This is a genomic window from Paramagnetospirillum caucaseum, from assembly GCF_000342045.1.
GTDB lineage: Bacteria > Pseudomonadota > Alphaproteobacteria > Rhodospirillales > Magnetospirillaceae > Phaeospirillum > Phaeospirillum caucaseum.
Genome location: NZ_AONQ01000037.1, coordinates 21710 through 46114, shown reverse-complemented (window position 1 = coordinate 46114; position 24405 = coordinate 21710). Strand labels below are relative to the sequence as shown.

23 protein-coding genes are annotated in these 24405 nt (G+C 67.5%); 16 read left to right on the top strand and 7 right to left on the bottom strand.

Going from position 1 to position 24405, the window contains the following annotated elements; all coding sequences use genetic code 11:
* Both H261_RS13920 and H261_RS13915 read left to right on the top strand, forming a co-directional pair.
* Window positions 1-511, top strand: a 511-nt coding sequence (locus H261_RS13920; protein ID WP_040476505.1) for a UDP binding domain-containing protein, incomplete at its 5' end; no start/stop codon positions are given.
* Between the two features lie 13 nt (window positions 512-524).
* The gene (locus tag H261_RS13915) at window positions 525-1475 is read left to right on the top strand and encodes a glycosyltransferase family 9 protein (RefSeq protein ID WP_008618646.1); all 951 of its coding nucleotides are present in this window, start codon (window positions 525-527) and stop codon (window positions 1473-1475) included.
* 132 nt (window positions 1476-1607) lie between these two features.
* Here the strand turns inward: H261_RS13915 and H261_RS13910 are convergent, their stop codons facing one another.
* Complete coding sequence (locus H261_RS13910) at window positions 1608-2864, bottom strand: glycosyltransferase family 4 protein (protein ID WP_008618644.1); 1257 nt, start codon at window positions 2862-2864, stop codon at window positions 1608-1610.
* A gap of 7 nt (window positions 2865-2871) precedes the next feature.
* Window positions 2872-4164 carry an RsmB/NOP family class I SAM-dependent RNA methyltransferase gene (locus H261_RS13905; RefSeq protein WP_008618641.1) on the bottom strand — a complete coding sequence of 431 codons (1293 nt, stop codon included), beginning with the start codon at window positions 4162-4164 and terminating at the stop codon, window positions 2872-2874.
* Between the two features lie 102 nt (window positions 4165-4266).
* On the opposite strand from H261_RS13905, the gene asnB (H261_RS13900) reads away from it, so the two are divergent.
* Window positions 4267-6165 carry an asparagine synthase (glutamine-hydrolyzing) gene (gene asnB / locus H261_RS13900; RefSeq protein ID WP_008618638.1) on the top strand — a complete coding sequence of 633 codons (1899 nt, stop codon included), beginning with the start codon at window positions 4267-4269 and terminating at the stop codon, window positions 6163-6165.
* Window positions 6162-7382 (top strand): glycosyltransferase family protein, encoded by a 1221-nt coding sequence (locus H261_RS13895; RefSeq protein ID WP_008618636.1) that lies wholly within the window; start codon window positions 6162-6164, stop codon window positions 7380-7382. The genes asnB (H261_RS13900) and H261_RS13895 overlap by 4 nt, the downstream gene beginning before the upstream one ends.
* 87 nt (window positions 7383-7469) lie before the next feature.
* Here H261_RS13895 and H261_RS13890 read toward each other — a convergent pair whose 3' ends face one another.
* The 5 genes from H261_RS13890 to asnB (H261_RS13870) all read right to left on the bottom strand — a co-directional run bounded on the left by H261_RS13890 (window position 7470) and on the right by asnB (H261_RS13870) (window position 12863).
* Window positions 7470-8495 carry a CgeB family protein gene (locus tag H261_RS13890; protein ID WP_008618631.1) on the bottom strand — a complete coding sequence of 342 codons (1026 nt, stop codon included), beginning with the start codon at window positions 8493-8495 and terminating at the stop codon, window positions 7470-7472.
* Window positions 8492-9679 carry a glycosyltransferase gene (locus tag H261_RS23420; RefSeq protein ID WP_008618629.1) on the bottom strand — a complete coding sequence of 396 codons (1188 nt, stop codon included), beginning with the start codon at window positions 9677-9679 and terminating at the stop codon, window positions 8492-8494. The genes H261_RS13890 and H261_RS23420 overlap by 4 nt, the downstream gene beginning before the upstream one ends.
* Window positions 9680-9697: 18 nt before the next feature.
* Window positions 9698-10462 carry a 3'(2'),5'-bisphosphate nucleotidase CysQ gene (gene cysQ / locus H261_RS13880; RefSeq protein ID WP_008618628.1) on the bottom strand — a complete coding sequence of 255 codons (765 nt, stop codon included), beginning with the start codon at window positions 10460-10462 and terminating at the stop codon, window positions 9698-9700.
* Entirely contained in the window at window positions 10459-11037 is a 579-nt protein-coding gene (locus tag H261_RS13875; RefSeq protein WP_008618627.1) for a D-sedoheptulose 7-phosphate isomerase, read from the bottom strand. The genes cysQ and H261_RS13875 overlap by 4 nt, the downstream gene beginning before the upstream one ends.
* A 74-nt stretch (window positions 11038-11111) precedes the next feature.
* On the bottom strand, window positions 11112-12863 hold the full coding sequence (gene asnB, locus H261_RS13870) for an asparagine synthase (glutamine-hydrolyzing) (protein WP_008618626.1): 1752 nt from the start codon (window positions 12861-12863) through the stop codon (window positions 11112-11114).
* Window positions 12864-12988: 125 nt separating this feature from the next.
* Here asnB (H261_RS13870) and H261_RS13865 point away from each other — a divergent pair, with 125 nt between their 5' ends.
* Genes H261_RS13865 through H261_RS13810 form a run of 12 tightly spaced genes read left to right on the top strand, consistent with a single transcriptional unit; the run spans window position 12989 to window position 24279 of the window.
* Entirely contained in the window at window positions 12989-13648 is a 660-nt protein-coding gene (locus H261_RS13865) for a winged helix-turn-helix transcriptional regulator (protein ID WP_008618625.1), read from the top strand.
* On the top strand, window positions 13645-14145 hold the full coding sequence (gene nusG, locus H261_RS13860) for a transcription termination/antitermination protein NusG (RefSeq protein ID WP_008618610.1): 501 nt from the start codon (window positions 13645-13647) through the stop codon (window positions 14143-14145). Before H261_RS13865 ends, nusG begins: the two co-directional genes overlap by 4 nt.
* Window positions 14142-16034: a B12-binding domain-containing radical SAM protein gene (locus H261_RS13855; RefSeq protein WP_008618609.1), complete on the top strand. Its 1893-nt coding sequence runs from the start codon at window positions 14142-14144 to the stop codon at window positions 16032-16034. The genes nusG and H261_RS13855 overlap by 4 nt, the downstream gene beginning before the upstream one ends.
* Window positions 16035-16037: 3 nt before the next feature.
* The gene (locus H261_RS13850; protein WP_008618608.1) at window positions 16038-16541 is read left to right on the top strand and encodes a KdsC family phosphatase; all 504 of its coding nucleotides are present in this window, start codon (window positions 16038-16040) and stop codon (window positions 16539-16541) included.
* 5 nt (window positions 16542-16546) lie between these two features.
* Entirely contained in the window at window positions 16547-17392 is an 846-nt protein-coding gene (locus H261_RS13845) for an N-acetylneuraminate synthase family protein (protein WP_008618607.1), read from the top strand.
* An 8-nt stretch (window positions 17393-17400) separates the two neighbouring features.
* A complete protein-coding gene (locus H261_RS13840; RefSeq protein WP_008618606.1) occupies window positions 17401-18222 on the top strand; it encodes a sugar phosphate isomerase/epimerase family protein in 822 nt (273 codons plus the stop codon).
* The gene (locus H261_RS13835) at window positions 18219-19286 is read left to right on the top strand and encodes a methionyl-tRNA formyltransferase (RefSeq protein WP_008618598.1); all 1068 of its coding nucleotides are present in this window, start codon (window positions 18219-18221) and stop codon (window positions 19284-19286) included. Before H261_RS13840 ends, H261_RS13835 begins: the two co-directional genes overlap by 4 nt.
* Window positions 19283-19954 (top strand): glycosyltransferase family protein, encoded by a 672-nt coding sequence (locus H261_RS13830; RefSeq protein WP_008618595.1) that lies wholly within the window; start codon window positions 19283-19285, stop codon window positions 19952-19954. Before H261_RS13835 ends, H261_RS13830 begins: the two co-directional genes overlap by 4 nt.
* Window positions 19951-21288, top strand: coding sequence for an aminotransferase class III-fold pyridoxal phosphate-dependent enzyme (locus H261_RS13825; protein ID WP_008618594.1), 1338 nt, complete (start codon window positions 19951-19953; stop codon window positions 21286-21288). The genes H261_RS13830 and H261_RS13825 overlap by 4 nt, the downstream gene beginning before the upstream one ends.
* On the top strand, window positions 21288-22310 hold the full coding sequence (locus H261_RS13820) for a Gfo/Idh/MocA family protein (protein WP_008618593.1): 1023 nt from the start codon (window positions 21288-21290) through the stop codon (window positions 22308-22310). Before H261_RS13825 ends, H261_RS13820 begins: the two co-directional genes overlap by 1 nt.
* Window positions 22307-23131 carry an SDR family oxidoreductase gene (locus H261_RS13815; RefSeq protein ID WP_008618592.1) on the top strand — a complete coding sequence of 275 codons (825 nt, stop codon included), beginning with the start codon at window positions 22307-22309 and terminating at the stop codon, window positions 23129-23131. The genes H261_RS13820 and H261_RS13815 overlap by 4 nt, the downstream gene beginning before the upstream one ends.
* Window positions 23125-24279: a hypothetical protein gene (locus H261_RS13810; RefSeq protein ID WP_008618591.1), complete on the top strand. Its 1155-nt coding sequence runs from the start codon at window positions 23125-23127 to the stop codon at window positions 24277-24279. The genes H261_RS13815 and H261_RS13810 overlap by 7 nt, the downstream gene beginning before the upstream one ends.
* Window positions 24280-24405: the final 126 nt, after the last annotated feature.

Here is a 24405-nt window from a genome sequence, read left to right as displayed (position 1 = left end):
GGTGGGCGGCCACTGCATCGGGGTGGACCCGTTCTATCTGGCGCGCTGCGCCCAGGACAGGGGCCACCATCCGGAGATCATCCTGGCCGGACGCCGGATCAACGACCAGATGGGTCCGTGGATCGCCGGACGGATCGCGGCGGGTCTGGCCCCGGCCTCCAAGGTGCTGGTGCTGGGCCTGACCTTCAAGGAGAACGTGCCTGACCTGCGCAACTCCAAGGTGGTGGACGTCATCGCCGAACTGCGCCGCCTGGGCCACCAGGTCGATGTCCACGATCCCTTCGCCGATCCCGCAGAGGCCATGGGCGAATATTCCGAGACCCTGATGCCGTCGCTCGACGGGGCCGGCGGCTATGATTGCCTGATCGGCGCCGTGCCCCATGCGCCCTATCTCGGCTTTTCCGCCGAAAGCTTCGAAACCCTGCTCCGCCCCGGCGGATTGGTCGCCGACGTCAAGGGCATGTGGCGCGCCATGGACATCCCGGATACCCTCCGCATCTGGCGGCTGTAAGGACGGAATAGCCTTGCGCATCCTGTTCATCACCGCCAGCCGCATCGGCGACGCCGTCCTGTCCTCCGGCTTGCTCGACTGGCTGGCCCGCACCTATCCCCAGGCCAGCTTCACGGTGGCCTGCGGGCAGGCGACGGCGCCGCTGTTCGAAGGGGCGCCGCGGGTCGAGCGGGTGATCCCCATGGTCAAGCGCAAGCGGGCCGGTCATTGGCTGGACCTGTGGCGGGCCACAAGCGGCACATGGTGGCACATGGTGGTGGATCTGCGCGGCTCGGCCCTGGCCTGGGTGGTGCCCACGCTGCGCCGCCGGGTGCTGAAATCCTCGTGGGAGCCCAAGCACCGCACCATCCACATCGCCTCGGTCCTGGGCATTCCCGCCCAGATTCCCGTCCTGTGGACCACGCCCGAGCGGCGGGGCGAGGCTGCCCGCCTGCTGCCCGAAGGACGGCCCATCCTGGCCCTGGGCCCCACCGCCAATTGGGGCGCCAAGCAATGGCCGGCGGAACGCTTCGCCGATTTGGTGCGGCGGCTGATCGGCCCCGGTGGAATTCTCGAGGGTGCCTCGGTGGCGCTGTTCGGCGCGGCGGGCGAGCGGGAATCCGTTCTGCCCCTGATCCAGTCGATTCCACAAGAGCAGCGCATCGACCTGCTGGGCACCTGCGGGCTGGCCACCGCCGCCGCCTGCCTGGAGCGCGCCACCCTTTATATCGGCAATGATTCCGGGCTGATGCACATGGCCGCCGCCGCCGGTGTCCCGACCCTGGGGCTGTTCGGCCCGTCGTCGGAAGTGTTCTACGGCCCGTGCGGCGAACGGACGGCAACGGTCCGGGGGCCGCGCAGCTTCGAGGACATCTGCCACGCCCCTGATTTCGACCATCGCAGCAAAGCCTGCATGATGCTCGACCTGGAGGTGGACAAAGTCGCCGAAGCCGCCGAGGCGCTGTGGCGGCGCAGGGTGAAGTAATAATCGCTTCGCGAACGGGCTATCGCCCGCACCCATCTGGGGCATGCCCCAGACCCTTTTGATTCTATCGATAAATCAGGAGGAGGTCTGGAGGCGAGAGCCTCCAGGCGGGGACCGGGGCGGCGCCCCGCATCACCCCTCGACACTCCCCGCCTTGAGCGGCCCCTCGCCCTTGACCACCAGGGTCAGGGCCTGAATGAACAGCTCGGCCTGACGCTCGCGGGTATGGCTGGAGGCGGCGGCCAGACTGTCGGCGGCCAGCTGCCTGCGGAAACCGACATCGCTCTCCAGACGCCGTGCCGCATCCGCCAGACCCTGGGAATCGGCGGCGGGGACGAACAGCCCCGCCTTGTCGGCCTCGACGATGTGCGAGGCCTCGCCACGGGGCGCCACCAGCAGCAAGGGCAGCCCCATGCCCATGGCCTCGAACATCTTGGACGGGATCACCTCGGCGAAGGCGGGCGAATCCTTGAGATGGATCAGCGCCACGTCGCACAGCGACCACACGGCGGGCATGCGCTCCTTGGGCTGGGGCGGGCCGAACACCACGTTGACCAGCCCGCGCCGGGCCGCTTCGTCCTTGAGCATCTGGCGCTCGGCGCCGTTGCCCACCAGCAGGAAGCGGATGCGCTCGTCACCCCGCAGGCGCTCGGCGGCATCCAGAACGTTGATCAGGCCATGGGCCATGCCGTGGGTGCCCACATAACCGATGACGAACTTGTCCTTGAGGCCCCATTCGGCTTCCAGCGCCTCGTCGCGGGGGCGCGGCGCATAACGCGGCAGATCGACGCCGTTGATCACCACGGCGATCTTTTCCGGCGGGATGCCGCGCGCCGCGAGATCGGCCTTGAAGGCCCGCGTCAGCGCCACCACGGCGGCGGAACGGCGATAGAGGAACAGTTCCAGCTTTTCCAGCCAGCGGATCGCCAGGCTGTCCTTCATGGCGCCCACGGCGGTGATGGAGCGCGGCCACAGATCGCCCAGTTCGAACACGAAGGGCACGCCGCGCAGACCCGCCAGCATCCAGCCGCCGACGGCGGCGAAGAATTGCGGGCTGGTGGAGACGACCACGTCCGGCTTCTTCTCGAACAGCCCCATGATCACCGCCATAACCATGAAGGTCACGAAATCGGCGATGCGTTTGGCGAAGCCCTCGTTGGGGGCGATGTAGGTCTTGACCCGGACCACCCGCACGCCGCCCATGTCCGACACCTGCCGCCAGCGGTTCTCCCAGCCGTCGAACAGCTTGCCACCGGGAAAGTTGGGGGCGCAGGTCAGCACCGTCACCTCATGGCCGTCCCTCAGCCAATAGGCGGCGCGCTCGGACACCCTTGTCGCGGCGGCGTTGGTTTCGGGGGGATAGTTCTCGGTGAGGAACAGGATGCGCATCGGGGGGTCAGACTTTCCGCAACCGCGCGGCAAAGAAGGCGTCCATGCCGCCCCTGTCCCCCAGATGGCAGGGCAGGGTGCGCAGATCGCCCTCGGGCGTGATCAGTTCGGACAAGCCCCCCACCTCTTCGGCAACGATGGGCAGGCGTTCCAGCGGGGCGCCTTCGGCCAGCAGGGCGGCGATCTGCTCCGGCCCCTCCTCGGGCTCCAGCGAGCAGGTGCAATAGACCAGCAATCCACCGGGCTTCAGCATGCCTACCGCAGCCCGCAGCAGGCGGGCCTGCACCCCCGCCAGTTTCATCACCTCGGCCGGGTTCTTGTGCCGCGCCACGTCGGGGTGGCGCCGCAGCGTGCCGGTGGCCGAGCACGGAGCATCGAGCAGGATGGCATCGAAGGGCTGCGGAGGAACCCAGGCCCCGGCATCCGCCTCAACAACGTTCGCGGTCAGACCCAGACGGCGCAGATTATCGGTGAAGCGCACCAGCCGCTTGGCCGAACGGTCCAGCGCGGTGAGATCGGCTCCGGCGGCGGCCAGTTGCAGCGCCTTGCCGCCGGGCGCGGCGCACAGATCGGCAACGGCCTTGCCCTTCACATCACCCAGCAGGAGGGCAGGCAAGGCGGCGGCGGCATCTTGCACCCACCATTTTCCCTCGTCGAAGCCGGGCAGCCCGGCCACCGCGCCGCCGCCTGAACGGCGCAAGCTGCCGGTGGGCAGGATCTCGGCCTCGAGGCGTTCGGCCCAGCCCTGGGGATCGGCTGCGACCGTGATGTCCATCGGCGCCTCGGCCAGATGGGCGCTGGCGATGGCCCGCGCCACATCCTCTCCATAGGCTCTGCCCCACGAGCGCCACAGCCATTCCGGCGTATTGAGCAGGCCGGCATCCTGGGCCGCCACCATCTCGCGGCCGTCGCGGTCGAGGCGGCGCAGCACGGCGTTCAAGAGCTTGGCGAAACCGGCCTGCGAGCCGCCCTTGACCAGATCCACACTGGTGGAGATGGCGGCATGCGGCGGCACATCCAGAAACATGAGCTGGCAGATGCCCAGCCGCAGCGCGTGCTCGGCCCAGGCGGCGCCGGCGCGCATGGGCTTGTCCACGCAATGGGCGATCAGGGCATCGATCTGGCCCAGGCGCCTGAGCGTGGTGCCCAGCAGCATGCGCACGAAGCCCCGGTCGCGCTCGTCCAGGTCCTTAAGGCGGGAATCGTCCAGCACGTCGTCCAGCAGGCGGCCCTTGTCGAGCACCATGGACAGCAGATCGACGGCGATATGGCGGGGTGAGGAGGGTCTGGCGTGCTTCATGGGGAACCCTTACCCGATCCGGGGACCAAGGGCAAATGGGGACCGCTTGCGCCCCTGCCCCGGCTGGGGTACATCGAACCGTCACCAGGGGGAAAGCACGACATGTGCGGTATCGCGGGGATCATCGCCAAGAGGCCGGTCAATCCCCAGGCCGTCGAGGCCATGACCCGGAAACTGGCCCATCGCGGCCCCGACGACCAGGGTCTGTGGCGCTCGGGCGACGGCAAGGCGGCACTCGGCCACCGGCGGCTGTCCATTCTCGACACCTCCATGGCCGGGCACCAGCCCATGGCGCGCGATGATCTGGTCACCGTGTTCAATGGCGAGATCTACAATTTCGTCGAATTGCGGACGGAACTGGCGGAACTGGGCGAGACCTTCGCCACCCAGAGCGATACCGAGGTGATCCTGGCCGCCTATGGCCGCTGGGGGACAGATTGCTTTGCCCGCTTCAACGGCATGTTCGCCCTGGCCATCCTGGATCAGCCCCGCAACCGGCTGGTCTGCGCGCGCGACCGCTTCGGCGAGAAGCCCTTCCTGTTCGCCGCGCGTCCCGGCCTGTTCGCCTTCGCCTCGGAATATAAGGCGCTGCTGGCGCTGTCCGAGGTCAGCCGGGATTTCGAGCTGCTGCCGCTGCTGCGTTTCGCCCATCGCCCGGCCACCGGCCTGGACGACCAGCGCGCCACGGTCTTTCCAGCCATCTCCCAATTGCTGCCGGGCGAAAGGCTGATCCTCGACCTGGACAGCCTGGAGCACCGCATAGACCGCTACTGGACCCTGAGGCGAGATCAGGGTCTCGCCGGTCTCGGCATTGACGAGGCGGCGGAACGCTTCCGCGATCTGCTCACCGATTCGGTCCGCCTGCGCCTGCGCTCGGACGTTGCCGTGGGATCGTGCCTGTCGGGCGGACTGGATTCCGGCTCCATCATCATGCTGGCCCGGCGCCTGCTGGGAGACGGCGTGCCCTATCACGTCTTCACCGGGCGCTTTCCCGGCACCAAGGCCGATGAGTGGGAGGTTGCCCGCCACACCGCCCTGGCGGCGGGCGCCATTGTGCATCAGGTGGAGCCGGGCGCCGCCGGCTTGCTGGCCGACCTTCCGGATTTCCTGTGGGCCAACGAGTTGCCGGTGGGCAGCGCCAGCCAGTACGCCCAGTACTGCGTCTTCCGTCTTGCCAAGGAGATGGGCGTCACCGTGCTGCTGGACGGCCAGGGCGCCGACGAGATCCTGGGCGGCTACGAGCAGTACTTCGCCCGCTATCTCGCCGGTCGGCCCGAGACGGAAAGGGCGGATGAGGAGCGGGCCATCCGCGCCCGCTATCCCGGCGCGCTCGACAATCCCAGGCAGGCCCTGTCCAAGGCCTTGCCGCCGCGCCTGCGCCACTGGCTGGCCAGGGTCAGCGGACGCGGCAGCGACCTGCTGTTCGGCCTGACCGCCGATCTGGCCGCCCAGGTGGCGCTTGCCAATGCCGAGCCGCCGGTGCCCGAAAACTGGCCGCCATTGTCCGCCGAACTGGCCCGCGATTCCTTTGCCACCCATCTGCCGGTGCTGCTGCGCTATGGCGACCGCAATTCCATGGCCCATTCGCGCGAGGTGCGGTTGCCGTTCTGCGACCACCGCATCGCCGAATTCGCCCTGTCCCTGGATCCCCGCCTGCTGATGGGCGATGCCCAGACCAAAAGGCTGCTGCGCGAAGCCATGAAGGGCATCCTGCCCGAGCCGGTGCGCAGCCGCTGGAACAAGCAGGGCTTCCTGCCGCCCCAGGAGTTGTGGTTCACCCAAGGCCTGGCCGAGGAGGCCGAACGGGTGATCGAGGACCCGTCCTTCGCCGCCGCCGGGTGTTGGAACGTCGGCTGGTGGAAAAGCGCGGTGAAGCGCCTGCGTTCCGGCGAGGGCCATCTGGCCTGGATGCTGTGGCGGCCCTTGATGATCGAGGGCTGGCGCCGCCATTTCCTGGGCCGGATCAATGCCGAGCCGTCTGTGCCGGGAGTTCTGCCGTGAGGCTGGCGCTGGTCAATCACCTGCATCCCGATTCCCCCCTGGTGGGCGCCGCCCGCCTGCGGGAATTCGCCCATGCCCTGGCCCGGCGCGGCCACCACGTGGTGCTGCTGACCGAAGCCATAGCCGGGAGAGAAGGGGACGAGCCCGCCACCCTGGTCGCGCGTCTGGCGGAGCATGACTGGACCCGGCCCTTGATGGTTTCCACGCGAGCCCGGCGAGTGCCTCTGCTGGACGCGCTGCGCCAGGGACGATTGCCCCGGCCCTTGCGCGCCCTGGTCATCGCCGGTCTTTACCTCGCGCGCGGTGGAGTGTTTCCCGACTGGAGCCTGGGGGTGGCGCCATTGCTGCCGGTGCTGGCCGGACACTTCCGGCCCCAGGCGGTGTGGGGCACCTTCGGCAATACCGATGCCTGGATCATCGCCCGCTCCCTGGCCCGGCGGGCGGGCTGTCCCTGGGTCATGGACGTCAAGGACAAGTGGGATGTCTTCATCCCGGCGCCGTTGCGCGCCTATCTCGCCTGGCGGTTCAACGATGCCGCCCGGCTGACCGCCCTGGCGCGCTCCTATCTCGACCATGTGAGGCCGCGCTTTTCCTGTCCCGGAACGGTGATCTACAGCGGCGTGTCCCAGGCTCTCTTGGACCAACCCGCCCATGGCGCGGCGGAAGACCGCCTGACGCTTTCGGGCAGCACCTATTCCCCCGCCACCCTGTCGGCGGTGATGGCGGGTATCGCGGGCGCGGTGCGGCCCGGCACCATCTTCACCTATGCCGGAACCGATCATCGGCAGGTGGCGGAAGCGGCCCGTTCCCTGCCCTGCGCCGTGGACATCCGGGGACAGCTTCCCCAGGACGAGCTGGTGGCGCTGCAGCGGCCCTCCTTCGCCAATCTCTATTGCTGCATCGGCGATCATGACCGCTTCCATTCCAAGCTGATCGAGCTGTTATGCGTGGGCAGGCCCATCCTCTGCCTGCCGCCCGACGGGCCGGAGGCCGATTCCATCGCCCGGCAGGTGACGGGGGATTTCACCGGCTGCGCCACGCCCGAGGATCTGGCCCGCGCCCTGTCCCAGGCCTGGGACAGGCGCCAGGCCCCCGTGCCCGCCGATGGTGAACGCCTTGCCGCCTATGGCTGGGACGGGCAGGCCGCCTTGCTGGAAGAGGTGTTCGAGCAGGTGATACCGCCGAACCGTCGAACTGAATTCTCAGTTCGACGGTGAGAAGGCAAGGGCAAGGCCCGCCGCGGCTTATGCCGCGAAAGCCCGAGCGCGAGCGCCCGGCGACTGAGGGCGATAAGGCGAGGCACATCAGTGGCTCGCCGGTATGACTTCTTCCAGGATCTGAGCCCACCGCCGGGCATGGGAATGGCCATCGGCCTCGACCCGGAGCCGACCGGCCTCGGCCACGGCCCGGCGGCCCTGGTCATCGGCCAACCAGCGGCGGCATTGGCCGATCAATTCCGCCGTATCGGCGAAATAGGCGGCTTCCCGGTCGGGCGCCAGCAGGCGGGCCACCTCGGCGCTGTCCTCGTGAGCCATGAAGCCGCCCATGGCGGGAATCTCCAGGGAGCGGCAGGTCTGGCGGTCGCGGTTGCCCTTGCGCAGGAAGCACAGGTTGATGGAAGACGAGCACACCACCCGGCGGTAATCGTCGCCGTAGACCGGGGCGTTCTCCACACGCAGATTGGGGGATCGCCCGGCCAGCCCGCCCCAGCCATTGCCCCACACCCGCACCGGAATGCCCGCCTCGGCCAGGGCCAGCAGATCGGCGGCGCGTGGCGCCTCATGGGTGCCGACGAAGGAGACCTGGGCGGCGAAGCGCCCGTCCGGATCGATGGGGGCATGGGCATGGGGGCAATAGGAATTGTCCACCACCAGAACCCGGCGCACGCCCAGCGACGGCACTTCGCCCGGATCGGCGTTGAACGACTTGGTGGTGACCCACAGGTCGAACAGCGCCATGGCGCCTTCCATCCAGCGGGTGCGATGGATGGGATTCATGGAATCGTCCTCGGAATACCATACCAGCCGGATTCCGGGCGCCCGTTCGCGCACGGTGCGGAGCGTGGCCGGGCGGATGGAACGGGCATTGTCGAGGATCACCAATTCGGCCCCCTGGGCAGCAGTCAGCAGGGCCTGATTGGCGCCGGCGGCATCGGCGGGCAGACGCAGGCGATAGCGCAGCCGCTCCAGCAATCCCGGTTTGGTCTCGTAGCGCCAGCCGGGCGGCGTGGTCGCCACCATGGTCACCTCGTGGCCCAGGTCGCGCAGCGCCCGCAGCCGCTGCGGCGTGCGCGAGCCCTCGTTGGCCTCGCCCACCAGCACGATCCTCATGGCAGGTCCCCCCACACGGCGCGCCAGGATTCGGCCAGCCCGGCGGCGAAGGCGGTGTGCGAGAATTCGCTTTCCGCCACAAGCCGTGCCCCCTCGCCCAACCTCCGCCGCTCGGGCAGAGCGCGGGAGATGGCGGCGGCCATGGAGGGGGGCGTGCCGTCGCACAAGTATCCCGTCTCGCCGTCGCGCACGTAATCCTCCGGTCCGCCGCAGCGGGTGGAGATGACCGGCACGCCACAGGCCATGGCCTCCAGCCCGGCGATGCACAGGCCCTCCTGATGGGAGGGCAGCACGAACAGGTCGAGGCCGGCGTAGAAGGCCGGCAATTGATCGAGCCCCAACTCGCCCACGAACTCCACCGCCCCCTCGAGGCCCAGATCCCGCACCCTGGCCAGGGTGGAGTCCGAAGGCCGCGCCCCGGCCAGGCGCAGACGCAGGTCGGCGCCGTCACGGCGCAGACACGCCAGACTCTCCAGCGCCAGGGGAAGATTCTTGCGCGGGTCCTCAAAGCGGGCGGCGAAGCCCAGCACACCCGAGGGCAGCGGGACGGCGGGGGGGACGAAGACCGAAGTGTCCACGGGAATGGGCAGGCGGCGCAGCCGCTCCGCCGGGCAGCCATGGGCTTGCAACTGCCCGATGGTGTAGGAACTGACCCCCATCACCCGCCCCAAGGTGCCGAGCACCCTGGATTGCTGCGCCCGCACCCAGGGCCTGGTGACCAGATCATGCACCAGACGGCGGCCCAGGCCCATGGCCGCCACCCGGTCCTTGCGGTCGGACTCGAGGTCGCTGGCGCACCACAGCAGCCCCGGTGTTCCCGTGGTCGCCAGCAGGTTCCCAACCAGCGGCGGGCCGCCCACGGCGATGTGGCGGTCATGGGCGGCGATCAGCCGCCGCCACTCGCCATTGGGAATGTAATAAGGCGCTTCCAGCTCGGGCAGGAACGCCCCCACCGCGATGCCGGGAAAATCGCCGAAGCAGGTCTGCGCCCGGCTTGCCGGCCATCCGCGCCCCAACCGCCAGGACGGAACATTGAGGTCCGGGTCATGGGCGAAGGTGGCGTACCACGCCACCCTCACCTCATGGCCCAGGGCACGCAGATGGCGGCAGAGGATGCGGGTCTTGGCCGGCACCCCGCCCTCGAAGGGCGGCTGGGTGAGGATGAGGACGGAGCGTCCGGCCATGGCGCTGGGAAACGGGGGCTAACCCCGCCCCCGGGCGATGAAGGCGCGGTTGTCCCAGCCCGGCTTGCCATAGCGGAAGGGCGAGCCGTCCGCTCCGGTCACGCTTCCCCCGGCGGCGGCCAGGACGGCATGGCCGGCGGCCACGTCCCATTCCATGGTGCGGCCGAAGCGAGGATAGACGTCGGCGGAACCCTCGGCGACGCGGCAGAACTTCAGGGACGATCCCGCCGAGACCAGTTCCTTGACCTTGATGGTGGCGATGAAGGCATCGGTCTCGGCATCGCGGTGCGAGCGGCTGGCCACCACCGAGGCGCCCTCCGGCGGCACGGCGCGGCAGGAAACGGCCCGCGTGCCGTCCTTGTCGCGGCGCCAGGCCGTGCCGTCGCCCGACGTCCAATAGGCGATGCCCAGCGCCGGCAGGGTGACCACCCCGGCCACCGGCACGCCGTTCTCCACCAGGGCGATGTTGACGGTGAACTCGCCATTGCGCGAGATGAACTCGCGGGTGCCGTCCAGGGGATCGACCAGGAAGAAGCGGTCGGCCACCTCGGGGATCTTGCCGGCGGCCACCGATTCCTCGGCCACCACGGGAATGGCGGCGAAGCGCTGGGCGAGGCCCGCCAGGATCACCGCCTCGGCGGCGGTGTCGGCCTTGGTCACCACCGAGCGGTCTTCCTTTTCCGCCACGGCGATGTCGCCGGCATAGATCTCCATGATCTCGGCCCCGGCCCGGTCGGCCAGCTCGACGAGAAAGCCCATGTCGGATTGGTCGAGCGCGCTCATTGCGGGGTCAGGGTCCGCTCGATGACATCGCACAGGGCATGGCCCAGCAGGATGTGCATTTCCTGGATGCGGGCGGTGACGTTGGACGGCACGATCAGCAGAGGATCGGCCAGACCCTTCATCTTGCCGCCGTCGCGCCCGGCGAAGCCGGCGGCGATGCCGCCCATCTCGCGGGCCACTTCCAGGGCCTTGATGACGTTGGGGCTCTGGCCCGAGGTGGTGATGCCCAAGGCCACGTCGCCGGGCCGGAGCAGCGCCTCGATCTGGCGCGAGAAGATCTCCTCGTAGGAGAAGTCGTTGGCGCAGGCGGTCAGCGTCGAGGTGTCGGTGGACAGCGCGATGGCGGCGATGGCCTTGCGGTTGTAGCGGTAGCGGATCACCAACTCGGCGGCCAGATGCTGGGCATCGGCGGCGGAGCCGCCATTGCCGAACAGCATGATCTTGCCGCCGGCCCGGAGCGAGCCGACGCAGGAATCGCACAGGCGGGCGAAATCAGGCCCCAGCACGGCGCGCGCGGCGGCGGCGGCATCCAGGTGCTCGGCGAATTGGTTGTCGAGAAAGGCGGCTGCGTCCACGGTCGGTCTCTTCTTTCCAGGAAAATCAAGGCCCGGCACGCTACCTCCGGGGCGGGAAACGGCGCAATAGATTTCTATGGTTGGCCAAAGGCCCGGTAGACCCGCCCGGCCCAGCCGCGCAGATCCTTCTCGCCCAGCCATTGAGCCACCGGCACGAAGAAGCCGGTCTTGGCCCGCTCCATCACCGGGGCGGGCAAGGGCGGGCGGGCGGAACAGGCCATCTGGCGCTTGCCCGGCGGGTCGGCGCCCATGATCAGCGGCAGGACGGCGCGGAACAGGCCGATATCCACCAAAGGCGTGCGGATCTCCAGGGAATGGGCCATGCCCGCCCAGTCGGAATCGCGTAATAGCTGGTTGCGCATGTAGAAGGCGGTTTCCAGCGCCGTGATCTTGAGCCGGTCCGAACCGATGCCATCGCTGGCCGCTCCAAGGGCAGTGAGCGGCGCCAGCGCGTCCAGTCCGGCCCGCGCCATGTCGGGATCGAGCACTTTATCCAGCTCCCAGGGCATCACCAGCCCGCGCCGCAGCAGATAGGCCCCCGCCCACTGGCCGCCATACTCGGCCAGTCCCGCCGCCTTGGGCGAGGTGACGCGGCCGATCCAGGGCCGGGCGGCCTGGCGCAGCAGACGGCCCAATCCGGGCAAGGCCTGGAAGGGCCGGAAGGTCCGCACCAGCTTGGGGATGGCGGTGAAATCATTGTAGCCGGCGAACAGCTCGTCGCCGCCCAGGCCGGACAGCGCCACCTTCAAGCCGGCGCGGGCGGCGGCGCGGGCCACGAACCAGGTGTTGACCCCGTCCACCGAGGGCTGGTCCATGTCCTCGAGAATCCGGTCGCGGCAGGCGGCGAACTCGGCCCCGGTCACCCGGTGGGTCTGGTGATCGGTGCCGTAATGGGCGGCCACCAGCTCGGCCAGCGGCACCTCGTCCCGCGCCGAGCCCTCGAACTCGGCGAAGCCCAGAGTCACGGTGCGCGGCGCCAGCGGTGCGGCCTCGCGGGCCAGGGCGGCCAGGGTGGTGGAATCCAGGCCCGCCGACAGGAACACGCCCACCGGCACGTCGGCCTCCAGATGCAGGCGCACGCTCTCGGCCAGGGCGGCGCGCAGGTCGCCTTGCCCAGCCCTTGCGTCGGCCAGTTCCCGGCGGAAATCGAAGAACCGCCCCTCGTCGCGGCGTCCATCAGCCCCGGCCCACAGCCACGACCCCGCCGGCAGCGGACGAATGGCGCGATAGAGGGTATGGGGCTCGGGCACATGCCCCCACAGGAAGAAACCGGCATGCCCCGCCGGATCGGGCGCGGTGCCGATGCCCCCGCCGGCCAGCAGCGCCTTGACCTGCGAGGCGGCCCGCAACGTCCTGCCGTCATCGGCCACATAGAGCGGCTTGATGCCGAAATGGTCCCGCGCCAGCAGCAGGCCCTGCTTTTCCTCGTCCCACAGAGCGATGGCGAACATGCCGCGCAGGGAATCCAGCATGGCGCGGCCCCGGCGGGCATAAAGCGCCAGGATCACCTCGGTGTCGCTGTGCGAACGAAAGCGCGCGCCCTCGGCCTCCAGGCCCGCCCGCAGCTCCCGGTGATTGTAGATCTCGCCGTTGAACACCAGACGGAAACGCCCGCATTCCGAGGCCATCGGCTGGGCACCGGCCTCGGACAGATCCAGGATGGCCAGGCGGCGATGGGCCAGGCCCACAAGCCCATGGGGCGACAGCCACAACCCCGCCCCGTCGGGGCCGCGCGCAATCATGCGCTCGCGCATGCGCAGCAGCTCGCCCCCGTCCACCGGAACTGAGGCCGACGACCCGGCAAGGATGGCCGCGATGCCGCACATGGCTTGATCGTATCCTGGCAAATGATTTGGTGAAGGGTTATAGCCCCTCAATCCGTCGGTCAGCAATGGCGGGATCGCTTGACGTTCATCGGGTGAACGCGCTAGAAGCTTGGGCCGTGAACCCCATGCGCGATTCAGGCAACACCAACGAGGTTCTGGCCTCCCGCTTCGACCAGGATTCCCAGATCATGCTGGGGCTCCTGACGGCGGTCCACGGCGATTCCCAGCTGACCCAGCGCTCCATCGCCAGCCAGCTGGACGTGGCCCTGGGGCTGGTCAATTCCTATCTCAAGCGCTGCTTGAAGAAGGGGCTGATCAAGGTCACCCAGGCTCCGGCCCGGCGCTATTGCTACTACCTGACACCCCAGGGCCTCAGCGAGAAGGGCCGCCTGACCGCGGAATACCTGTCGCAATCGTTCAAGCTGCTGAAATATGCCCGGCTGCAATGCCTGGAGGCCTTCGCCAAGTGCAAGGAGAACGGCTGGACCCGCATCGCCCTGGTGGGTGGGGGCGATCTGGCCGACGTGGCGGAACTGGTGTCCCATGCCGCCGGCATCAAGGTGGTGGCCATCCTGGATGAAAACGGCATCGCCGGTGATTGCGGCGCTCCGGTGGCGCGGAATTTCGGGGAACTGCCGCCGGTGGACGCGGTGCTGATCACCGCCATGCCGGAGACCCAGGCGGCCTATGAACTGGCGCGGCGGACCTTCCCCGAGCAGCGGATCTTCACGCTTCACGTCCTGCACGTGAACCGCGGCGCAAGCCCCGAGGATGGCCCCTCATGAGCTGGTACGTGGTCTACACCAAGCCCAATGCCGAACGGAATGCCGAAACCCATCTCGGGCGCCAGGGCTTCACCTCCTATTGCCCGCATTTCAGCCGCACCCGCCGGCACGCCGGACGGGAGGAAAAAGTTCTGCGCCCGCTGTTCCCCCGCTATCTGTTCGTCTCCATGGACAGCGAGAGCAGCCGCTGGCGGGCCATCCGCTCCACCATCGGGGTCAGCCATCTGGTCTGTCAGGGCGAGACGCCCCTGCCGGTGCCTGAAGAGGTGATCGAAGCCATCCGCTCGCGCGAGGTCGGCGGGCTGATCGTGGACGGGATGCCGCCCACCCCGCAGCCGGGCGAGCAGGTGCGTGTCATCGACGGCCCCCTGGCCGACCAGATCGGAACCCTCCTGAAATTGACAGACAGCGAGAGAGTCGTGGTGCTGATGAACATGATGCAGGGAGAGGTCCGGGTCGATCTGCCCCGTGACGCGGTCAGGGCGTGCCCCCAATGAAGGCCTTGATCGTCACCACCCCGATCCGGCCAAGGCCGACCAGCACGCCGCCCTTCGGCAGCCTTGCGATCCTCAACTACCTGCGCAAGAAGGGCATCGAGGATGTGGGTTTCTACCACATCGACGCCCTGCGCCCCGATTTCGACGAGGCGGTTCGCCACATCGTGGCTCAGAACCCCCGCGTTCTGGGCATCAGTGCCGTGGTTTCCACCGCCTTCAGCTATACCAGGCGCCTGGCCGACGCGGTCAAGGCCGCCCTGCCCCATTGCCTGATCGTGGTGGGCGGCAACCTGGCGGCCAGCGCCGAGGTGCTGCTGCGCCGCTCGCGCGTGGACATGTGCGCCACCGGCGAGGGCGAGGAATGCTTCCTGGAGGTGGTTCGCCGCGCCGAGAGCACCATCGATCCCGCCGATTACACGGATATTCCCGGCCTAGTCTACCTGAACAAGGATGGCCAGCTGGTCAACACGGGGTATCCGCCCTCGCTGCCGGCCAGCCAGATCTTCGACATCTGCTGGTCCGACCTGGAGGGTGCCGGCACTCTCGACATCTACGTCTACGATCCCCTGTGCGACGGCGAGGAGGAATTCTGGCTGACCCGCGAGCCCCGTGCCTCCCAGCCACACCGCCGAGGCAAGAAATTGGCCACCATCCGCTGTTCCAAGGGTTGCGTGGCGCGTTGCACCTTCTGCCATCGCTTCGACAAGGGCATCCGCTACATTCCCGTCGACCTGCTGGTGGCGCGCCTGACGGAACTCAAGGCGCATCACGACGTCGGCTTCTTCGTGGTGGGTGACGAGAATTTCGGCACCGATAAACGCTGGCTGGCCGAGTTCTGCGCCAAGATCAAGCCGCTGGACATGCTGTGGCGCGTGTCCGGCATGCGGGTGAACTGTGTCAATCCCGAGCTGATCTCCATGATGCGCGATGCCGGCTGCGTCACGCTGATGTACGGCATGGAGACCGGCAGCGAGAAGATGCTCCAGGTCATGGAGAAGAAGGTCAAGCTGGCCGACAACTACAACGCCATGGAGTGGACCGTGCAGGCCGGTCTCTACACCGTGGTGCAGCTGGTCGTCGGCATGCCGGGTGAGACCACCCAGACCATCCGCGAGACCATCGAGTTCTGCAAGTTCGCCATGACCCTGGCGCCGCACCAGAACCCCAACGACCTGTCCATCAATTATGCCCAGGCGCTGCCCGGCACGCCGCTCTACGACTTCGCCCGCAGCCATGGAATGATTGCCGCCGGCCTGGAGGGCGAGGAGCGCTATCTGTCGCAGATTTCCGACCGCGACGCCCATGACGAGACCTCGACGCTGAATTTCACCGACCAGCCGGTCCTGACCGCGCGCACATGGCGCAGCCTGGTGACTATCGAGGTCAATCACGCCTACGTGGCCAAGTACGGCCTGGAGCATTACCGTAAGGTCCTGCTGGGCGACACCAACTATTTCAAGCGCCAGCGCAAACGCCCCATCGACGGCTACTTCGCCAATCCGAAGCAGCTGGTGGAGCGCAGCCTGGCCGTGGATTCGCTGCACGGCACCCAGGACGCCATGGAACTGGAGGGCGAGGCGCCCGAACTGCCGTCGCTGTTCGGCCTGCTGCGCAAGCGCAACCTGGGGCTGGCGGTCATCTGCTACCCGGAGCTCGCCTACCGGCTGCGCCGTTTCCTGCCGCTCCTCGTACTGCTCAAGGTGGCGGGGGAATCCGGGCTCGGCCCGACCTGGCGCCTGTTGCGCGAATGGCTGGCCGTCAAGCTGGGATTCGTCTCCAGAACCCAGAACGAGGGCAGCTACCGCTCGCTGCGCAAGCTGGTCGAGGAAACCGCCAGCCTGGAGGGACTGGACAGCCCGGCCATGGTCCCGTTGCGCAAGGGGCGCTGAGCCATGACCGTCTCCCCCACCTTCGGCTGGACCCCGAACCGCCGCATCGATCTGGTCTGCTACGATTTCGACGGCGTGATGACCGACAACCGCGTGCTGGTGGACGAGACCGGGCATGAGGCCGTGCTGGTCAACCGCGCCGACGGCATGGCGGTGGCGGCCCTTCGCAAGCTGGGCATTCCCCAGATCATCCTGTCCACCGAGACCAATCCGGTGGTGGCGGCGCGCGCCCGCAAACTGCAGATTCCGGTGCTCCAGGGTCTGGAGGAGAAGAGCGAGGTCCTGGCCCGCCATCTCGCCGAAAACGGCTTCGATGCCGCCCATACCGTGTTCATCGGCAACGACTTGAACGACCTTTCCGCCATGCGGCTGGTAGGGCAGCCCATCGCCCCCGCCGACGCCCACCCCACCATCCTTTCCCTGGCCGTCTTCGTTACCCGAGCGCGGGGTGGCGAAGGGGTCATCCGCGATTTCGTCGAAAACTACCTCTGCGCCGCAGGAGCCTGACACCCATGTCCATTTTCATCATCGCCGAGATCGGCATCAACCATAACGGCGACCTCGACATCGCCAAGAAGCTGATCGAGGGTGCCCACAGGTTCGGCGCCGACGCCGTCAAATTCCAGAAGCGCACCCTCGATCTGGTCTATTCCCAGGAATTGCTGGATTCGCCCCGCGAAAGCCCCTGGGGCACCACCCAGCGCCAGCAAAAGGAAGGCCTGGAATTCGGTGTCGCCGAATACAAGGAGATCGACCGCTACTGCAAGCAGCTGGGCATCGAGTGGTTCGCCTCGGCCTGGGACGTGGAGGCCCAGAAGTTCCTGCGCCAGTTCGACGGCAAGTACAACAAGGTGGCCTCGGCCATGCTGGGCAACTTCCCGCTCTTGAAGCTGATCGCCGAGGAAGGCAAGCATACCTTCATCTCCACCGGCATGCACTCGCTCGAGCACATCGACACGGTGGTCGAAATCTTCAAGGCCGCCAAGTGCCCCTATGAGCTGATGCACTGCGTCAGCACCTATCCCATGGCGGTGGCCGACGCCAACCTCAAGTGCATCGAGACGCTGCGCGCCCGCTACGGCTGCGGCGTGGGCTATTCCGGCCACGAGACCGGCCTGGCCGTGTCCGTGGGCGCCGCCGCCATGGGGATTACGTCTCTCGAGCGCCACATCACGCTGGATCGCGCCATGTACGGCTCGGACCAGGCCGCCTCGGTGGAACTGGTCGGCCTGGAGAAGCTGGTCAAGATGGTCCGTGCCGTCGAGACCGCCATGGGCGACGGCGTCAAGAAGGTCAGCGAGGCCGAGGCCAAGATCCTCGAGAAGCTGAAGCCCACCCCCGCCGCCATGGGACTGTAGGTCTAACCATGCTGGGTCCCTGGCGCCTGGGTGTCATGGAAGGGCGGCTCTTGCCCAAGTACAAGGGCCGCTACCAGGCGCATCCCAAGGGATACTGGGCCGACGAGTTCCCGGTGGCCGCCCGCTTCGGGCTGGAGCTGATCGAGTTCATCCTCGATTACGAGGATGCCGCCGAGAATCCCCTGCTGGCCGAAGGCGGTCTCGAATCCTTGCGCGCCGCCATGGAATCCAGCGGCGTGCGGGTGGCTTCCATCTGCGCCGATTACTTCATGGAGGCACCGCTGCACCGGGGCGAGCGCCGGGACGAAGCCGCCGCCTGCCTGGACCTCCTGCTGGACCGCGCCGGCGAATTGGGGATCGGCGACATCGTCATTCCCTGCGTCGATCATTCCCGCCTGGAGGATGCCGACCAGGAAGATTCCCTGGTGGCGGCGCTCACCCGAATCCTGCCCAAGGCCGAAGCCCTGGGCATCAACCTGTCGCTGGAAACCGATCTCGACCCAATCCGCTTTGCCGGATTGCTGGCCCGCCTGCCGTCGCCTCGCGTCACCGTCAATTACGACATCGGCAATTCGGCATCCTGGGGCTATGACCCGCGCGCCGAATGGGCGGCCTATGGCCCCCGGATTTCCGATGTCCACATCAAGGATAGGGTGCTGAGCGGCGGTTCGGTGGACCTGGGCAGCGGCAATGCCGACATCCCCCTGGTGCTGGACCTGATGCGGCAAGCGGGCTTTTCCGGCCCCGTCATCATGCAGGCCTTCCGCGATGATGAAGGCCTCGAGGTGTTCGGTCGCCAACTGGCCTGGCTGCGGGAGAAGGCGGGATGACCACCGAGATCCACCTGCCGCCGAAGTCCGAGCTGAAGCTGGCCCTGCTGGGCCATGGCCATCATCTGTGCACCCTGATGCGCCGCTTGACCGAACGCGGCTTTCCGGCCCCGGTGGTGGTCACCCATCCCCGCTCCGACCATGAGCGTGACCGGCAATTGCTGACCGACCCGGAAGTCTATTCCTATGTCTTCGATGTAGCGGCGGAATTGGGCGTAGAGGTCATCGAGAGCAAGACACTGACCGATGGCGCCCTGATCGCCCGCCTCACGGACATGGGCTGCACCGCCGCCTTTTCGTGCAGTTGCCGCTCCATCATCCGGGGCGATTTCATCCGCGCCTTTGGCGGGCTGGTCTTCAACCTGCACCCGTCGCGTCTGCCGCTCGAGCGAGGCGGCGGCACCTTCTCCTGGCGGATCATGAACGGCTCCGACGAGGTGTCGGCGACCCTGCACATGATCGACGAGGGCGTGGACACCGGCTTGCTACTCAGCACCCGCACCGGCGAACTGAACCACCCCTATCCCCTGCCCAACCACTTCCTGGCGGCCACCAACCGGGTCTATGCTCAGTTGATCGAGGACTTCCTGGATGCCGCCGAGGCCGGCCAGCCCCTGCCCGCCCGGCCCCAGGACGAGGACCAGGCCACCTACCTGCCCCGCCTGCACACCGAGACCAACGGCGCCATTGACTGGTCGTGGCCCATCGAGGCACTGGAGCGCTTCATTCGCGCCTTCGGCCCACCCTATCCCGGCGCCTTCACCTTCATCGGCGAGACCAAGGTCGCGGTCCTCGACGCCGAGATCGAGCCGGACGGCCAGATCTGGCACCCCTACGCCGCCGGTCGCGTGTTGAGCCGGCTGTCGGACGGCTCCGTCCGGGTGATCGCCAATGGCGGCATCCTGCGCATCCGCCGGGTGATGGTGGACTGGCAGGAAAGCCGGCCCGCCGAGCTGATCGGCATCACCGATATGTTCTCGACCCCGCCGGAAATTCTCCACCGCGCCAGGAGCGCCGTGATCGCCGCCTCCAAGATGGCCGTTCCCGGAGGCACCAAACCATGACCCGCCACATCGCCGTCATTCCCGCCCGTGCCGGCTCGGTCGGCCTGCCCGGCAAGAACCGCATGTTTTTCGACGCGACCGCAAATTTCATCGATGCCGAGGGCTGGTTCGGGCGCACCATCGTCTCCACCGATGATCCGGTGGTGGCCGACAAGGCGCGCGGACGCGGCTACGAGGTCCGTAACCGCCCCGCCACACTGGCCGGGCCGGCGGTGTCCATCAAATCCATGTTCGAGGATCTGATCCCCGCCATGGCGGTGGAGCCCGACGATGTGCTCTGGCTGTTCTACCTGCCGGTGCTCTATAAGAACGCCGAGGATTTCGCCACCGCCCGCGCCGTGGCCGAAACGCCCGGCACCCGCAGCGTGATGAGCTTCATCCCGGCCAAGACCCATCCCTATTCCTGCTGGCAATGGGATGGCGGCACCCTCACCCAGTACATCGAGAACGATCTCTTCCGCCGCCAGGACATGCCGCCGGCCTGGATGACCTACCATTATACCTGCTGCTTCCGGGCCGGCATCCTGGACCAGCTGAACAGCGAGCTGGTGGGGTCGGCGACAATGCCGGTCTTCCTGAGCGAAGCCACCGCCCGCAACCTGATCGAAGTGGACACCCCTGAGGACCTGGAGCGCTGGCAGCGTTTCCAGGCGGAGAAGAACCGATGATCCACCGCACGCCCGTCATCACCCGCTCCAACGAGATCTACGAGCGCGCCAAGAAGGTGGTGCCCGCCGGCAGCCAGACCTTCTCCAAGGGCGTCACCCAGTTCGTCGAGGGCTTCGCGCCCAAATACCTGCACCGCGGCAAGGGCTCGCGCGTGTGGGACGTGGATGGCAACGACTATCTCGACTACATCATGGCCTGCCATCCCATCATCCTGGGCTATGCCGACCCGGACGTGAATGCCGCGGTGATGGAGCAGCTGGAGCTGGGCTCCACCTTCTCGCTGATGAACGAGCTGGAGGTGGACGTCACCGAACAGCTGATCGACGCCATTCCCTGCGCGGAAGCCGCCCGCTTCGGCAAGAACGGCGCCGACGCCACCACGGTGGCGGTGCGCGTGGCCCGCGCCGTGACCGGGCGCGAGCATGTGGCCTATTGCGGCTATCACGGCTGGCACGACTGGTACATCGCCAACACCGACCTGAATTCCGGCATTCCCGAATTCGCCAAGCAGCTCAGCCACTCGTTCAACTACAACGACCTGGATTCGCTGGAAGCCATCTTCAAGGCCCATCCCGGCCAGGTGGCCTGCGTCATCATGGAGCCGCTCACCATCCTCGAGCCCAAGGACAATTTCCTGCACGAGGTCAAGAAGATGGCGCACCATTACGGCGCGCTGCTGATCTTCGACGAGATCATCACCGGCTTCAGGTTCCATTTCGGCGGCGCCCAGGCGCTGACCGGCGTCACCCCCGATCTGGCCACCTTCGCCAAGGCCATCTCCAACGCCATTCCGCTGTCGGCCATCGTCGGCAAGAAAGAATACATGTTCGCGCTGGAGAAGACCTTCTTCTCCTTCACCTATGGCGGCGACTGCATCGGTCTGGCCGCCGCCAAGGCCTGCATTCCCAAGCTGAAGCGGGAAAAGGTTCCCGATCACCTGTGGACAGTGGGCACCCGGCTGAAGGACGGCTACAACGCCCTGGTCGCCAGCCACGGGCTGGAGGAATTCACCTCCTGCATCGGCTATCCCTGCCGCACCATCATCTCGTTCACCGGCCAGGGCCGCTATGACGAATTGGAGATGAAGTCCTACTTCCAGCAGGAGATGATCCGCCGCGGCATCCTGTGGACCGCCTACCATGCGCTGTGCTGGTCGCATTCCATGGACGACATCGAATACACCCTGGAGGCCTATGACGAGGTGTTGGGCCTGTTCCGGAAGGTGGTGGATTCGGGCCAGTCCCTGCGTCCGCTGATCGAGGGCGAGCCGGTCAAGCCGGTGTTCCGGAAAGTGGCCGACTTCAATTCCTACGTCACCAAGAAGCGCGGCTGATGCGGGCGCTGTTCCTGGGCCTGGGCGGCGTCGGCCAGCGCCACCTGCGCAACCTGCGCCGCCTCCACCCCGAGGCGGAGATCCGGGCGGTGCGGACCAAGGGTCGCGCCTTCGAGATCAACAACGACCTCACCATCGACGAGAGCGTCGATGTGATGGACAAGTACCGGGTCACGGCCCTGCCCGATCTGGCCACCGGCCTGGCCTGGGCGCCCGATCTGGCGGTGGTGTCCACGCCGTCGGCCCTGCATGTGGAGCACTGCCTCGCTTTGCTGGAATCCGGCGTGCCGGTGATGGTGGAAAAACCCGCCGCCACTGATTCGAAGGGCTATGCCCACCTGGAAGAAGCCGCCGCCAAGGCCGGGCTGCCGCTGATGGTGGCCTATCAGCAGCGCTTCAACCCGCTGGTGGCCCGCCTGCGCACCCTGCTGGCCGCCGGACGGGTGGGGCGGGTGCAGTCGCTGGAAGTCACCGTCCATTCCCACATGCCCTCCTGGCACGGCTACGAGAAGCCGGGCGAGTTCTATGCCGGCCAGCGCGCCCTGGGCGGCGGCGTGGTGATGACCGAGATCCACGAGCTCGACCTGCTGGGCTGGCTGTTCGGCCCGGCCTCCAACATTCACGCGGTGGGCGGCACCACCGGCGAGTGGGCCATCGATGTGGAGGACAGCGTCGCCGCCATCATGGAATTCCAGGTGGAGGGCCGCCGTGTCCCAGCGGCGGTCAGCCTGTCCTTCGTGCAGAATCCGCCGGCCCGGCGCTTCGTGGTCAATGGTTCCAAGGGCCGGCTGACCATGGAACTGCCCAAGCTTGCCATCACCATCGAGGAGGCGGGCCGCCCGCCGCTGGCCGAGCAATTGCCCGATTTCGACCGCAACGAGCTGTTCCTCGCCGAGCTTTCGCATTTCCTCGATTGCGTGGCTCGCCGGGCCGAGCCGCTGTCGTCGCTGGCCGCCTGCCGGGCCGGACAGGACCTGGCCTCGGAAATGCTGCGCCAGGTGCGCAAAGGAATGGAACCATGATCCCGGAACGCTTTTCCCTCAAGGGCCGCACGGCCATCGTCACCGGCGGGGCCGGGCTGCTAGGCGTCGAGCACGCTTGCGCCCTGGCCGAGCTGGGCGCCGTTCCGGTGCTGTGGGATCTGGATCAGGGCCGCGCCCAGGAAACCGCCGAGGCCATCGCCAGGGAATGGGACGTCCCGGCCTTCGGCCTGGGCGTCGACATCACCGACGAGGCCAAGGTGGAAGAGGCGGTGCGCCTGACCCTGGAGCGAACCGGCGGCATTCACATCCTGATCAACAACGCCGCCAACAATCCCAAGGTCAACGATGCCGGCGGCATTCCCGGCTCGCGCCTGGAAGTGTTTCCCCGCGCCGCCTGGGATCTGGACATCGCCGTCGGCCTGACCGGCGCCTTCCTCTGCGCCCGTCTGATCGGCAGCCACATGGCGGAGAAGGGTGGCGGCGTCATTCTCAACATCGCCTCGGATCTAGGAATCATCGCCCCCGACCAGCGGCTCTACCGCAAGGACGACGTGGCGCCCGAATGCCAGCCGGTCAAGCCGGTGACCTATTCGGTGGTCAAGCACGGGCTGATCGGCCTGACCCGCTATCTCGCCACCTACTGGGCCGAGCAGGGGGTGCGCTGCAACGCCCTGGCGCCGGGCGGCGTCCATGTGGACCAGCCCGACGCCTTCGTCGCCAAGCTGGCCGCCCTGATTCCCCTGGGCCGCATGGCCAGGCGCGACGAATACCGGGGCGCCGTGCAGTTCCTGTGCTCGGACGCCTCGTCCTACATGACCGGGGCGGTGGTATCCATGGATGGCGGGCGCACCACGTGGTGAAGAAGATCACCTATCTGATCGAGGATGTGGCCAATCCCCGCAACCGCCAGCGCTTCGGCATCGACGCCCTGCTGGCCCAGGGGATCGACGTCCATGTGATCGAGTTGTCGGGCCTGACCTTTCCCGAGGTGCCGCGCGACCGGTCGTGTTACGGCGAATCCCTGCCCTTCCGCCTTGACGTGGTGTCCAGCTGGAGCGATCTGGCCCGCGTGACACCAACCCTGTCCGAGGCCGACGCCATCATCAGCCTGATCAGCACCGGGGCGCTGGACCCGCGCTCCATTCCGGTCTACCGCGCTATCGCCAAATCCGGGCAGCCCTACATGGTGATCTCGTCCAACGCCTTTCCAGGATATGGCGGCAGCGAGGGGTCGGGCCTGGTCCAACGCCTCAAGACGTTCCGCCCGCTGCATTCTCTCGCCGCTCGCATCGATCCCACCTGGGCCGGCATCCCCAAGGCAGCCTGGGTGGTCCATGGCGGCGAGAAGAGCAAGATTGCCAACCGCTTCGTCGGCCCCGAGACCCGCGAGGTCTGGGCCCACGCCATGGATTACGAGGCCGCCCTGCCCGAGATGGGCCAGCCCGAACGGCCCATCGCCGTCTTTTTGGACGAATACCACCCGTTCCATCCCGATGTGATCGGAAGGGGCGGCACCCATCCGACCCCGCCGGATTATTACTACGCCCGCCTGCGCGAGATCTTCGACCGTATCGAGGCAGAATTGGGCCTCGAAGTGGTGATCGCCGCCTGCCCGCGCGCCGAATACGACGACAAGCCCGGCCTGTTCGGGACCCGCACCGTCTTGAAGCACGCCACCGCCCGGCTGGTGGCGCAGTCGCGCCTGGTTCTGGCGCATCGCTCCACGGCCATCGCCTTCGCCATCATCTTCGGCAAGCCGGTGATGCAGGTGGCGCACCGCACCAGCTATGAAGCGCCGGAGCAGAAGCCCTATTTCGACTCCTTCGCCGCCATCCTGGGCCAGCCCATCCGCTTCATCGACGATCCGGCCTCGGTGGACCTGTCCGGGGCGCTGGACTTCGACCGTGGCCGCTATGGCCAGTACATGCGCGACTACGTCAAGCGGCCCGGCTCGCCCGAGCGGCCCTATTGGAGTATCGTGCTCGACGCCATGGCCATGAGCGGGTGAGACCATGTCCCGATGAGATGGACTCATTGGGACATGGCTAGGCCCAACGGGCCGCGCCGACGCCGGCTTCGCCGGCAAATACCTCGGCAGCACGCCTGCGCGTGCGGTGCGGCGACAGCCAAGGGC